Annotated in this window: 11 protein-coding genes; 6 read left to right on the top strand and 5 right to left on the bottom strand. The window is 69.1% G+C overall.

Translation table 11 applies throughout. The features are described 5' to 3' along the window. The first annotated feature begins 371 nt into the window (after nt 1-371). The 3 genes from J2X65_RS24545 to J2X65_RS24555 all read left to right on the top strand — a co-directional run bounded on the left by J2X65_RS24545 (nt 372) and on the right by J2X65_RS24555 (nt 3560). The gene (locus J2X65_RS24545) at nt 372-1985 is read left to right on the top strand and encodes a Hint domain-containing protein (RefSeq protein WP_310207329.1); all 1614 of its coding nucleotides are present in this window, start codon (nt 372-374) and stop codon (nt 1983-1985) included. Between the two features lie 194 nt (nt 1986-2179). After that, nucleotides 2180-3112 carry a cyclase family protein gene (locus tag J2X65_RS24550; protein ID WP_404977793.1) on the top strand — a complete coding sequence of 311 codons (933 nt, stop codon included), beginning with the start codon at nt 2180-2182 and terminating at the stop codon, nt 3110-3112. Between the two features lie 154 nt (nt 3113-3266). Next, nucleotides 3267-3560: a DUF2218 domain-containing protein gene (locus J2X65_RS24555; RefSeq protein ID WP_310207332.1), complete on the top strand. Its 294-nt coding sequence runs from the start codon at nt 3267-3269 to the stop codon at nt 3558-3560. A 34-nt stretch (nt 3561-3594) separates the two neighbouring features. Here J2X65_RS24555 and J2X65_RS24560 read toward each other — a convergent pair whose 3' ends face one another. Continuing rightward, nucleotides 3595-3870 (bottom strand): sulfurtransferase TusA family protein, encoded by a 276-nt coding sequence (locus J2X65_RS24560; protein WP_310207335.1) that lies wholly within the window; start codon nt 3868-3870, stop codon nt 3595-3597. Nucleotides 3871-3948: 78 nt separating this feature from the next. Here J2X65_RS24560 and mobB point away from each other — a divergent pair, with 78 nt between their 5' ends. After that, nucleotides 3949-4470, top strand: coding sequence for a molybdopterin-guanine dinucleotide biosynthesis protein B (mobB, locus tag J2X65_RS24565; protein ID WP_310207339.1), 522 nt, complete (start codon nt 3949-3951; stop codon nt 4468-4470). Between the two features lie 7 nt (nt 4471-4477). On the opposite strand, the gene mobA is transcribed toward mobB, so the two are convergent. The 3 genes from mobA to recG form a co-directional block, all read right to left on the bottom strand. Then, nucleotides 4478-5089: a molybdenum cofactor guanylyltransferase MobA gene (mobA, locus tag J2X65_RS24570; RefSeq protein ID WP_310207342.1), complete on the bottom strand. Its 612-nt coding sequence runs from the start codon at nt 5087-5089 to the stop codon at nt 4478-4480. Beyond that, on the bottom strand, nt 5086-5481 hold the full coding sequence (locus J2X65_RS24575; protein ID WP_310207345.1) for a YbaN family protein: 396 nt from the start codon (nt 5479-5481) through the stop codon (nt 5086-5088). Before J2X65_RS24575 ends, mobA begins: the two co-directional genes overlap by 4 nt. Nucleotides 5482-5659: 178 nt before the next feature. Further along, on the bottom strand, nt 5660-7756 hold the full coding sequence (gene recG, locus J2X65_RS24580; protein WP_310207348.1) for an ATP-dependent DNA helicase RecG: 2097 nt from the start codon (nt 7754-7756) through the stop codon (nt 5660-5662). A 299-nt stretch (nt 7757-8055) separates the two neighbouring features. Here recG and J2X65_RS24585 point away from each other — a divergent pair, with 299 nt between their 5' ends. Together J2X65_RS24585 and mfd are read left to right on the top strand one after the other, a co-directional pair. After that, nucleotides 8056-8352 (top strand): succinate dehydrogenase assembly factor 2, encoded by a 297-nt coding sequence (locus J2X65_RS24585; protein ID WP_310207351.1) that lies wholly within the window; start codon nt 8056-8058, stop codon nt 8350-8352. Further along, nucleotides 8349-11906 carry a transcription-repair coupling factor gene (gene mfd / locus J2X65_RS24590; RefSeq protein WP_310207354.1) on the top strand — a complete coding sequence of 1186 codons (3558 nt, stop codon included), beginning with the start codon at nt 8349-8351 and terminating at the stop codon, nt 11904-11906. The genes J2X65_RS24585 and mfd overlap by 4 nt, the downstream gene beginning before the upstream one ends. A 119-nt stretch (nt 11907-12025) precedes the next feature. On the opposite strand, the gene J2X65_RS24595 is transcribed toward mfd, so the two are convergent. After that, nucleotides 12026-12346: a hypothetical protein gene (locus tag J2X65_RS24595; RefSeq protein ID WP_310207357.1), complete on the bottom strand. Its 321-nt coding sequence runs from the start codon at nt 12344-12346 to the stop codon at nt 12026-12028. Nucleotide 12347 lies beyond the last annotated feature (1 nt).

The following is a 12347-nucleotide window of genomic DNA, read 5'->3' on the forward strand; positions in this document are numbered from 1 at the left end:
TCTCCGCCCACAAATCATCCGGAAGCAGCTTCTTCACCATGAAGCCAAACTCAAGCCGACATGGTTAACAAACGGTTTTGTTAGGCGCTCTAAGCGCGTCGTCCGGCGGGAGCCGGCTTCCGCCGGACCGGCCGGCAGCGGCGCAGCCGATCTGATCGTCGCCCATCGCCAACCCGGCTCATCTCCCATCGTCCCGAATCCGGCACGGAAACCCCTGAGTGCGGCATGAGTTAATCGTACGGAAATGATTTTAATTTAAAATCATTTCCAACGCATTTTGTCCGCGTTTCTTCGCAATCTGGACGGCGACCGTCTCCCCTGGCTTCTAAGACCGGGGTGGGTGACGAACTCTAGAAACGCTGGTGAGGAAAATGGCTGACCTTAATGTAGCTAGTGGCGCGACGACAACCGTCAACACCAACGCCTCGTACGGAGGCATATTCCTGGGAAACGGCTCGAGCCTGATCGTTGACGGCGCTTCGATATCGACCGCTTATCTTGATCCCGGCAGCAATTCACTGATCAAGGTGACGGGCGGGGCGACCTTTACCAACACGGGTTGGACCGGCGGTTCGAACGTTACGTTCCAGATTGACGGCGCTTCGACGGTGGATTTCTCCATCGCCGCGGGCGGTGGTGGCGGCATTGACGGCCAGAAGGTCATTTTCACCGGCGCCGCTGCCGGCACGCTGCGGCTGCCGGGCGATGTCGTCAACCTCGACATCCAGGGCTTCGCCGCCGGCGACGTGCTGCATTTCAGCGACGACGGCATCACCGAATTCCGCACCATCGACAATGGCGACGGCTCCTTCACCCTTCAGGCGGTGCAGGTACAGAGCGAGTGGTACACGGCGATCCTGTCCTCGGTGAAGCTGTCCGGCAGCTTCAATCCCGACGACTTCATCTTCGATCCCGAGACCGGCACCGTCGGCTATGCCTGCTTCCTGCGCGGCACCAGGATCGCCACGCCGGAAGGCGAGACCGCGGTCGAGGACCTGAAGGCCGGCGACCTCGTGCTCAGCCATGACGGCCGCGCCGTCGCGGTCAAGTGGATCGGTCATCGCACGCTGCGCGTCCGCGCCATTCCCGAAGCCAAGCGCATCGAGGCGATGCCGATCCGCATCCGCAAGGGCGCGCTCGGCAAGGGCCTGCCGCGTCGCGAACTGGTGGTCTCGCCGCAGCACCACATGTATCTCGACGGCGCCCTGGTGCCGGCGGTGCTGCTGGTGAACGGCAAGACCATCGTGCAGGACTTCTCGATGGACAAGATCGAGTATTTCCACATCGAGCTGGATCGCTTCGACGTCATCCTTGCCGAAGGCACGCCGACCGAATCCTATCTGGACACCGGCAACCGCGCCATGTTCGACGGCGAGAGCCGGGTCGTCACCCAGCTGCGCCCCGGCTTCCAGGAGGAGCGCCGGGAACTCACCCGGCAGGCGCGCGCCGATTGCGGCTTCGAGGTGCTGCGCAACGGTCCGCGGCTGAACAAGCTGCGCCGCCGCCTGTTCGCCCGCGCGGAAAGCCTGACCGGCCTGCCGCGCAAGGCCGACAGCGGCCTGCGCCTGCTGTGCGACGGTGCCGAGATCCGGCCGGACGTCTCGTCCGAAGGGCGCTACAGCTTCACGCTGGAGACGCCGCCGGCCGATGGACTGCTGCTGGTCTCGCGCACCAGCGTGCTGCGTGACGGCGTCGACAACGCGACGCGCAGCCTGGACGTGGTCGGGGTCGGCGTCACCGGCATCGAGCTGCGCGACGGCGCCTCGGTGCGCGATATCCCGCTCGACCATGCCGCGCTCACCGGCTTCCACCCCGCGCATCGGCACCAGGGCGGTCAGCGCCGCTGGACCTCGCCGGCGGCCGAGCTGCCGGCCTCGCTGTTCGCCGGTTTGAACGGGCCGGTGACGGTGACCCTCACCATCGACAGCGGTTCGCTGCGCTACTGGTCCAAGGCTGCGGCCAAGCGGGTGGCTCGCGCCGCCTGAGGACGCCTGTCCATGCGAGCCGGCGGGATCGCGACCGATCCCGCCGGCTGTCATGTTTGGACACACCGCCTGGGCACGGCGCCGCAGCCAACGTGCCTCGCGGACGGCCTGCGGCGCGCCGGCACGCCTTGTGCGCCGCCGCAAAAGGCCGGAGGCTGGGCGCGTCGATCGACGCTGACCGCTGGAGGCTGGACATGACGTGCATGAAGACCGCGGCATTGGCCGCGCTGGCCGTGCTGACCGCAAGCATCGCCGCCCGCGCCGAGGAGCCGCCGCTGTGGAAGCTCTACGAGCAGTCGCTCAAGGGCGCGAAATATATCGACCTCACCCATGCCTTCGAGCCGGTGCAGCCGGTGTGGCCGGGCTTCGGCAATGCGGTGTTCAAGCCGGCGGTCGCCGGGCAGGACATCGAAGGCTATGTGAAGAAGGGGGAGGAATTCACCTATGACAAGCATGGCTTCGTCGCCTCGGCCTATGAGCTGACCACCGACCAGTACGGCACCCAGCTCGACCCGCCCTCGCACTGGAACCCGAAGGGCGCCACCATCTCCGACCTGCCGGCGAGCTTCGCCATCCGGCCGCTGGCGGTGATCGACATCTCCGGCAAGGTGGCGAAGGACGAGGGCTACCATCTGCAGGTGGCCGACATCGAGCAGTGGGAGAAGACCCACGGCCGCATCCCGGAAGGCGCGGTCGTGTTCGTGCGTTCGGACTGGTACAAGAAATGGGCGGACCGCGAGCGCTTCAACAAGAAGCCGTTTCCGGGCGTCGGCCTGGCGGCGCTGAAATTCCTGCATCTCGAGCGCAAGATCCTGTTCCACGGCCACGAGCCGCTCGACACCGACACCACGCCGACGCTGGAAGGCGAGCACTGGCTGATGCACAATAATTTCGCCCAGGCCGAGGGCGTCGCCAATCTCGACAAGGTGCCGGAAAGCGGGGCGCTGGTGACCATCGGCTTCGCCAAGCCGCTCGGCGGTTCGGGCGGCTATGCCCGCTACATCGCCATCGCGCCGGCGGACTGGAAGGAGGGAGTCTCGGTGCTGGACGCGCCCGGCGCGCCGCTGCCGACGCAGGCCGCGCCGCTGAAGCGCGATGCCAACGGGGTGTTCCGGCCGACGCCGTGAACCGGCCACGAAGGGCGGCGTGCCGGTGGGCGCGCCGCTTGCCGGCCGCCCGAGCCGGCGGGGTCACGGTCCGGTGAAAGGCTGCCCTTGCCGTTGGCTCATTTAAATCAGCGTATTAGACAGCTGCATTCAATTTTTACGTGAGCCGAAAGCCATGACGATCAGTTCCGCCACCGTGCCAACCGCCCATGCCAGCCGCTATCTGCAGCAGCTCTGCAAGCATTGGGCGCACAAATTCGAGGTCAGCTTCACCCCGGAGGACGGACGGATCGTGCTGCCGGAAAACACCGTCGCCACCCTGCATGCCGATGCGGCGGGGCTCGGCGTGCGGCTGGAGGCGGTCGACGCGGAGACGCTGGACCGGATGAAGGGCGTCGTCGCCCGCCATCTCGACCGCTTCGCCTTCCGCGAGGCGCCGCTGCCCTTCGACTGGCGCGATGCGGGCTGAAATCTCGGGCCTTTGAATCTCGAGCCTTTGAATCTCAGCCCTTGCGGATGCGGAAGACCAGCTCGACGGCGCGGCGTTCGCTCGATTCCACGATATCGCCGAGCTGGCCGACCAGATGCGGGATGTCGATCACCGCCATCGGATCGGTGCACACCACCTCGAAACGCTGACCCCGCGTGGCGCGCTCCAGCGCCCGGCGGGTGTGCAGCGCCGGCAGCGGGCATTTCAACCCCTTCAGGTCGAGGAGCCGGGGCGGGTCGGAATCAGCTGCGTCGGAACCGGGCTTGCCGGGATCGGCATCGACAGGCATCAAGGTCACTCCTGCGGCTTCGCTTACGGCGGGGGCGCGAACCCGGCAAGACCGAAGGGCCGGGAAACGGAGGAAATCATGCGCGTGATGGGTTTCGCCGGCTGGAGCGGCGCGGGCAAGACGACATTGCTCGCCCGACTGATACCGGTGCTGGTCGGACGGGGGCTGAAGGTCTCGACCATCAAGCACGCGCATCACGAATTCGACGTCGACACGCCGGGAAAGGATTCGCACACGCATCGCGTGGTGGGCGCCAGCGAGGTGCTGGTCGCCTCCTCGGTGCGCTGGGCGCTGATGCACGAGTTGCGCGGCGCGCCGGAGCCGGAGCTGCCGGAACTGATCGCCCATCTCGCCCCGGTCGACCTCGTGCTGGTGGAAGGCTTCAAGCGCGACCGGCACCCGAAGATCGAGATCCACCGCGCGGAAGTGGACCGGCCGTTCCTGCATCCCGAGGACCCGTTCATCGCCGCCATCGCCTCGGACGAGCCGCTGCCCGGCGTGAATCTGCCGGTGATCGATCTCGACGCCACCGACGCCATCGCCGATTTCGTCGAGGCGCATGCGGCGGCGGTGACGCTGGTGGACTGGCGTACCCGCTGAGCGGGGTTCAGCCGGCGGCGGCGATCAGCCGCTCGGCGGCGGCAAGGTCGTCCGGAGTATTGATGTTGAGGAACGGGTCGTAGGGCTCGACCGGCCAGTCGACGCTGACGGCGCCGGCGCGGGCGGTGAAGGCGCGCATGCGGCGCTCGCCCTCATCCAGCAGCAGCGTGCGCAGCAGCGGCGCCAGCGCGACGTCCCACAGCCCGATCACCGGATGGTCGCGCCCGCCCGAGGCGGCGATGGCGGCGGCGGCTTCGCCTTTCTCCGCCAGCAGCCGGGCGGCGAGGTCGGGCGGCAGCAGCGGGCAATCGGCGGAGACGGTGAGGATGTGTCGCGCCCACGGCGCATGGGTACGCGCATGCTCGAAGCCGGCAAGCAGGCCGGCGAGCGGGCCGGGGAAATCCGGCAGCGGATCCGCCGCAACCGGCAAAGCGAGGCCGAAACGCTGCGGGTCGCCATTGGCGTTGAGGAGGAGGGCATCGACCTGTGGCGCGAGGCGCCCGACCACCCGGTCGAGCAGGCGGTGGCCGGCGAGCGGGAGCAGCGCCTTGTCGCCGCCGCCCATGCGACGCGACAACCCGCCGGCGAGGATAACGCCGAGTATGCGGTTGCCGATCACGCCGCCGGCCTCGTCAGCAGATAGGCGGCGACGGCGAGCATCGTCGCGCCGATGCCGGCGAGCACCAGTGTCGGAATCGCGGTGAAGGAGAGGAGGGCGAAGCTCGCCGCCATCGATCCGGTGGCGACGAACTGCGCCCAGCGCGGCACCACGCCGCGCGCGCGCCAGGCGACCACTGCCGGGCCGAGCTTCGGGTGCGCCAGCAGCCAGCGCTCGAAACGCGGCGAGGAGCGGGTAAACAGCCAGGCGGCGAGGATGAGGAAGGGCGTGCCGGGCAGGACCGGGAGCACGATGCCGGCAATGCCGAGGCCGACGCAGACCCAGGCGAGGACGAACAGCAGCCAGCGCAAGGGCGCGGCGGCCGCGGTGAGGGCGCGGTTCTTCTCGCTCATGCGGCGGCTACATTCATGGACGCACTCATGGACGCATTCATGGGCGTATCCACGTCCTGCCTTGGCCCGCCGCTCCGTGCTTCCCGTCGGTCGGCGCGCTGTGTCGAGGGCGAGCGGGCGGCCGGCTCTCCCGAGCTGACCGGCCCGCGCGGTGTGTTCGCAAGGGCAGCATAGCGGCTTATCCGGCGTCGAGCAGCCTTACCGCGACATCGCGCTCGAAAATGTGCAGCAGCAGGCGCAGGGCACGGCCACGCTCGCCGTCGAGATTGGGATCGGCGGCGACGAGGGTGCGCGCCTCCGAGCGGGCGCGCTCGAGCAGGTCGCCATGCACCTCCAGCCGGGCGACGCGAAAGCCGGGCAGGCCGCTCTGGCGGGTGCCCAGCAGATCGCCTTCGCCGCGCAGCTCGAGATCCTTCTCGGCGAGATAGAAGCCGTCATCGGATTCGCGCAGCGCTTCCAGCCGGGCGCGGGCGATCTCGCCGAGCGGACGGCGGTAGACCAGCAGGCAGATCGAGGCGACGTCGCCGCGCCCGACCCGCCCGCGCAGCTGGTGCAGCTGGGCGAGGCCGAAGCGCTCGGCGTGCTCGATGACGATGATGCTCGCCTCCGGCACGTCGACGCCGACCTCAACCACGGTGGTGGCGACGAGGATGCGGGTGTCGCCGCGCGCGAAGGCGCCCATGGCGGCGTCCTTCTCCGCGCCCTTCATCTTGCCGTGCACGAGGCCGACCGCGGCGCCGAAATGCTGCCTGAGGTCGGCGAAGCGTTCCTCGGCGGCGGCGAGGTCGGAAGTTTCCGATTCCTCCACCAGCGGGCAGATCCAGTAGACGCGGCGGTCTTCCTCCAGCGCATGGCCGAGGCGGGCGATCACCTCGTCGAGCCGGTCCATCGCCACCATGCGGGTATCGATCGGCTTGCGGCCCTTCGGCTTCTCGCGCAGCTCCGACGAATCCATGTCGCCGAAATAGGTGAGCACCAGCGTGCGCGGGATCGGGGTGGCGGTCATCACCAGCACGTCGACCGCCTCGCCCTTGGACGCGAGGGCGAGGCGCTGGTGGACGCCGAAGCGGTGCTGCTCGTCGACCACCGCGAGGGCGAGGTCGGCGAAGCCGACACCCTCCTGGAACAGCGCGTGGGTGCCGATGACCAGGTCGATCTCGCCGGCGGCGAGGGTGCTGCGGATCGTCTCCCGCGCCTTGCCCTTCTCGCGGCCGGTGAGCAGGGCGACGCGGATGCCGGCGGCCTCGGCAAGCGGGGCGACGGTCTTCAGGTGCTGGCGGGCGAGGATTTCGGTCGGCGCCATGATCGCCGCCTGATGACCGGCCTCGATGACGGTGGCGGCGGCGAGCAGGGCGACGACGGTCTTGCCGGAGCCGACATCGCCTTGCAGCAGCCGCAGCATGCGGTTGCCCGAGCCGAGATCGGCGCGGATCGCGGCGAGCGCCGTCTCCTGCGAGCCGGTGAGGGTGAAGGGCAGGGCAGCGAGGATCTTGGCGGCGAGGGTGCCGGTGCCGACTACCGGCCGGCCGGTCTTGCGCACCGTGCGGGCCCGCACCAGGGCGAGCGCGAGCTGGCCGGCGAGCAGCTCGTCATAGGCAAGGCGGCGCCAGCCCGCGCCGGCGGGCGTGGCGTCGGCAGTGTCCTGCGGCTGGTGTACCTTCGCGAGCGCGGCGTGGAACGCCGGCCCGCCGGGCAGGGAGCCCCAGTCGGGCAGCAGGGGCGCATGTTCGGGGCCGGTGCGCTGGATGGCGGCGGCAATGGCACGGCGGAGGTGCCCCTGCCCGAGGCCCTCCACCAGCGGATAGACCGGCTCGACAGGTGGCAGGCGGGCGATCCCGGCATCGTCGAGTACACGATCGGGATGCACGATCTGCGGGATGCCGTCATAGAGCTGCACGGTGCCGGAAACCCAGCGGTCCTCGCCGACCGGCAGCATGTGCTCCATGCGGCCGCGATCGGCGGCGAAGAACACCAGCACCATGTCGCCGGTGTCGTCATGGGCGTAGACCCGGTAGGGCGCGCGCGAGCCGGGCGGTGTCGGCTGGTGGCGGTCGACATGGACGCGGACGGTGCCGATCTCGCCGGGCACCAGCTGGGCCACGGTCGGACGAGCCCGGCGGTCGAGGGTGGAGGAGGGCAGGTGCAGCAGCAGGTCGAGCACCCGCGCGCCTTCCGGCCTGCCGAGCAGCCGGCCGAACGGGCGGGCGAGCTTCGGCCCAATGCCCGGAAGGTCGGTGAGGGCGGCGAAATAGGCGTTCAGGACGTCGGGGCGCATGGCGCGGCGAATGTGGACGAAGCCCGTGCCGCGTGCAATCCGCGAGGCCGGGCTCTCCCCATCCGGGCGCGGCCGGCGAGAACCTTCCGGTGCGCCGGCGATCGCCCGGGCCGTGCCGCGGGCGGTTTCCGTGACCCGCCTCGCCCCATCCGGGAAATTTCGTGCGCCGGCAGGCGCGACGCAGGGAGCGCCTCTTCCCGAAACCCCTCCCATTGCCTACCTGACAGCGGGACGGCGGCGCGCTAAGAGGTGCGCTTTCCTTTCGGGTCGCGCAGGGCGACCCCAACGAGGCGCATTCGATGACCGGAACCACGCGGTCGAGCGCGGGGCTCGACCCTCGCCGACGGCGGCTTCTCTTTCGCGCCTGGCATCGCGGCACGCGCGAGATGGACCTGCTGATGGGCCGCTTCGCCGACGCCCTGCTGCCCGAAATGAGCGAAGAAGAGGTCGATGCTTTCGAAATCCTGATCGAGATCGAGGATCCCGACCTGCTGGCCTGGGTCAATGCCCGCGCCGCGCCGCCGCCGTTCGACACGCCGATGTTCCAGCGCTTCTGCCGCTTCCACCTCTCCGGGGAAGGCCTTCCCGAAATATGACCAAAGCCCATTCCGCCCCGATCGCCCGTGGCCTCATCGAACATCTCGCTCCCGGCCGGACGGTGACCCTTGCCAATGTGCCCGCCGGCATGGAGGGCCTCGTCATCGGCGACCTCGCCCGCGCGCTCGCCGCCAAGGACGACGCCGCCTGGCCGACGCTCACCGTGATCTGCCGCGATGCCGAGCGCATGGCCGAGCTGGAGCGGACGCTGGCCTTCTTCGCCCCCGAGGTCGAGCGGCTGCCGCTCCCCGGCTGGGACTGCCTGCCCTATGACCGCGCCTCGCCGCATACCGACATCGTCGCCCGGCGGATGACCACGCTCGCCCGCCTCGCGCGGGTGAAGGGACGCGAGGGCGGCTCGGTGGTGCTGACCACGGTGGACGCTGCGCTGCAGCGGGTGCCGAAGCGGGCGCTGATCGGCACGCATTCCTTCTCGGCGGCGCCGGGCAATGCGCTCTCCCTCGACGAGGTGACGGGCTGGGCGGAGGTGAACGGCTTCATCCGCACGCCCACGGTGCGCGATACCGGCGAATATGCGGTGCGCGGCGGCATCGTCGACCTGTTCCCGCCCGGCCTGCCGCTGCCGGTGCGGCTCGATTTCTTCGGCGACACGCTGGAATCCATCCGCTCCTTCGATCCCGAGACCCAGCGCACCGCGGCGCAGATGCGTGCGCTCGACCTGGTGCCGATGAGCGAATTGCAGCTCACCACCGAAACGATGCGGCGCTTCCGCATGGCCTATGTCGCGCAGTTCGGCGCCGCCCAGCGCGGCGACCTGCTCTATGAGGCGGTGAGCGAGGGCCGGCGCTATCCGGGCATGGAGCACTGGCTGCCGCTGTTCCATGACGGGCTCGACACGCTGTTCGACTACACGGGCGACAGCCCGATCGTGATGGAGGCGCAGGGCAGCGAGGCGGCCGGCGAGCGCTTCCGCCAGATCCGCGACTATTACGACGCGCGGCGGGAGTCCCAGGATCTTCAGGGTTCGCATCCGGGGCAGGGCATGCTGGGCGGCGGGGCGCCCTACAAGCCGCTGCCGCCGGAGGCGCTCTATCTCACCGAAGCCGAATGGGCGAAGCGGCGCGAGGCGGCGCCGGCGGTGGCGCTGACGGCGTTCGCCGTGCCGCCCTCGAAGCAGGTGATCGACCTCGACGGGCGCCCGGCACGCTCCTTCGCCCCCGAGCGCGCCGACCCGGAAGCCAACCTCTTCGAGGCGGCGGTCGGCTATCTGCGCGAGCTTTCGGGCAGGAAGCGCACCGTGGTCACCGCCTGGTCGGAAGGCTCGCTCGACCGCCTTACCACCGTGCTCGGCGACCATGGGCTCAAGGGCGGCCAACGTATTGGCAGCCGCGATGCCGCCGAGAAGCTGCCCAAGGGTGCCATCGGCTTCTCGGTGCTCGGCATCGAGAGCGGCTTCGAGACCGACGCGCTGGCGGTGATCGGCGAGCAGGACATTCTCGGCGACCGCCTGGTGCGCCCCAAGCGCCGGGCGCGCCGGCCGCAGGACGTGATTTCCGAATTGTCGGCGCTGACCGCGGGCGACCTCGTGGTGCATGTCGATCACGGCATCGGGCGCTTCGTCGGGCTGCAGACCATCGAGGTGGCCGGGGCGCCGCACGACTGTCTCGAGATCCATTATGCGGAAGGCTCCAAGCTGTTCCTGCCGGTGGAGAATCTCGACCTGCTGTCGCGCTACGGCTCGGAGGACACCGAGGCGCAGCTCGACCGGCTGGGCGGCGGCGGCTGGCAGGCGCGCAAGGCGAAGATGCGCTCGCGCATCCGCGAGATGGCGGCCGAATTGATCAAGGTGGCGGCCGAGCGCCAGCTCAAGGAGGCGCCGCGCCTCGTGCCGGCGGAGGGGCTCTATGACGAGTTCCGCGCCCGCTTCCCCTATGAGGAGACCGAGGACCAGGAAGCCTCCATCGAAGCGGTGTTCGACGATCTCGGCTCCGGTCACCCGATGGACCGGCTGGTCTGCGGCGATGTCGGCTTCGGCAAGACCGAGGTGGCGTTGCGCGCCGCCTTCGCGGTGGCGCTGAACGGCAAGCAGGTGGCGGTGGTGGTGCCGACCACGCTGCTGGCCCGCCAGCACTTCAAGACCTTTTCCGACCGCTTCAAGGGGCTGCCGGTGGTGGTGCGGCAGGCCTCGCGCCTCGTGCCGGGCAAGGAACTCAGCGAGACCAAGAAGGGCCTCGCCGACGGCACGGTCGACATCGTGGTCGGCACCCATGCGCTGCTCGGCAAGACCATCCATTTCAAGGATCTCGGCCTCGTCATCGTCGACGAGGAGCAGCATTTCGGCGTCGGCCACAAGGAGAAGCTGAAGCAGCTACGCGCCGAGGTGCATGTGCTGACGCTGACCGCGACGCCGATCCCGCGCACGCTGCAACTCGCCATGACCGGGGTGCGCGAGCTCTCCATCATCGCCTCGCCGCCGGTCGACCGGCTGGCGGTGCGCAGCTTCGTCACGCCATTCGACCCGCTGATCGTGCGCGAGGCCTTGCTGCGCGAGCGCTATCGCGGCGGCCAGAGCTTCTATGTGTGCCCGCGCATCGAGGATCTCGGCGAGGTGAAGGCGTTCCTCGACCAGAACGTGCCGGAGGTGAAGGTCACCGTCGCGCACGGCCAGATGGCGGCGACGCAGCTGGAGGAGATCATGTCCGCCTTCTATGACGGGCAGTTCGACGTGCTGCTCTCCACCACCATCGTGGAATCCGGGCTCGACGTGCCCAACGCCAACACGCTGGTGATCCACCGCTCCGACATGTTCGGCCTCGCCCAGCTCTACCAGCTGCGCGGGCGGGTGGGGCGTTCGAAGACCCGCGCCTATGCCATCTTCACCCTGCCGGCGGAAAAGCAGATCACCCAGCAGGCGGAGAAGCGGCTCAAGGTGCTGCAATCGCTGGACACGCTGGGCGCCGGCTTCCAGCTCGCCAGCCACGACCTCGACATACGCGGCGCCGGCAACCTCCTTGGCGACGAGCAGTCCGGCCATATCAAGGAGGTCGGCTACGAGCTCTACCAGGAGATGCTGGAGGAGGCGATCGCACATCTGAAGGCCGGCATCACCGCGCCGGTGGCGGAGAAGTGGTCGCCGCAGATTTCCATCGGCGCGCCGGTGCTGATCCCGGAGGACTATGTCGCCGACCTGCATGTGCGGCTGAACCTCTATCGCCGGCTCGCCGACCTCGAGACCGAGGAGGAGATCGAGGGCGTCGGCGCCGAGCTGGTCGACCGCTTCGGCCCGGCGCCGGAGGAGGTGAAGCAGTTCCTCAAGCTGGTGGCGATCAAGGCCATGTGCCGGCGCGCCAATGTCGAGAAGGTCGATGCCGGCCCGCGCGGGGCGGTGCTGACCTTCCGCGACAACCAGTTCCCCAACCCGGCGGGGCTGGTGGCCTATCTTGGCAAGCCGCACGTGATCGCCAAGGTGCGGCCGGACCTGAAAGTGGTGTTCTCCGACGACTGGCCGGAAGCCAATGCGCGGCTGAAGGGCGTCGGGGCCATCCTGAAGGAGCTGGCGAAGATCGCCGGTAACACCGCCAAGGCGGCGTGAGCGCCGGGGCTCGGGGGGGTGTCTGCCGATTGGGCGGATGCTCGCGATCCGCGCCATCCCGAATGTCCTTCTGCCGTCCAGGGCGGCGCAGCAAAGGTGGAGCGGAAGTCTCCCGTCTGCTACGGATCGGAATCGTAGGCGCCGTCGCCATCGGGCAGATCGTCGGCGTCCACGTCGTTGCCGATGCCGACGCCCACGCCGCCCAGCTCATTGCCGCCGGCCTGGTTCATGTAGTCCATCGACTTGTCCGAACCGGGCCGATCCGGCATCGGGCCGGGATCGAGATAATTCGGATTGTTCAGCGGCGGGATGACGATTTCCTCGCCCATGCCGCCCGGCTGCGCCTGGGGATGGACGGTGATGGACTGCTGGGCCGTTGCCGGACCCGCAGCAAAGACCGCAACGGCAAGACCGGCGGCGATAAACGCGGCGTAACGCATA

Origin of the sequence: Ancylobacter sp. 3268 (assembly GCF_031456575.1) — a bacterium.
Classification (GTDB): domain Bacteria; phylum Pseudomonadota; class Alphaproteobacteria; order Rhizobiales; family Xanthobacteraceae; genus Ancylobacter.

Coding starts and splice junctions, on each gene's coding strand:
- J2X65_RS24595 (WP_310207357.1), bottom strand. CDS start 12,346: ATGCGTTACGCCGCGTTTATCGCCGCCGGTCTTGCCGTTGCGGTCTTT.
- J2X65_RS24555 (WP_310207332.1), top strand. CDS start 3,267: ATGACGATCAGTTCCGCCACCGTGCCAACCGCCCATGCCAGCCGCTAT.
- mobB (WP_310207339.1), top strand. CDS start 3,949: ATGCGCGTGATGGGTTTCGCCGGCTGGAGCGGCGCGGGCAAGACGACA.
- J2X65_RS24550 (WP_404977793.1), top strand. CDS start 2,180: ATGACGTGCATGAAGACCGCGGCATTGGCCGCGCTGGCCGTGCTGACC.
- J2X65_RS24560 (WP_310207335.1), bottom strand. CDS start 3,870: ATGCCTGTCGATGCCGATCCCGGCAAGCCCGGTTCCGACGCAGCTGAT.
- recG (WP_310207348.1), bottom strand. CDS start 7,756: ATGCGCCCCGACGTCCTGAACGCCTATTTCGCCGCCCTCACCGACCTT.
- mfd (WP_310207354.1), top strand. CDS start 8,349: ATGACCAAAGCCCATTCCGCCCCGATCGCCCGTGGCCTCATCGAACAT.
- J2X65_RS24545 (WP_310207329.1), top strand. CDS start 372: ATGGCTGACCTTAATGTAGCTAGTGGCGCGACGACAACCGTCAACACC.
- J2X65_RS24585 (WP_310207351.1), top strand. CDS start 8,056: ATGACCGGAACCACGCGGTCGAGCGCGGGGCTCGACCCTCGCCGACGG.
- J2X65_RS24575 (WP_310207345.1), bottom strand. CDS start 5,481: ATGAGCGAGAAGAACCGCGCCCTCACCGCGGCCGCCGCGCCCTTGCGC.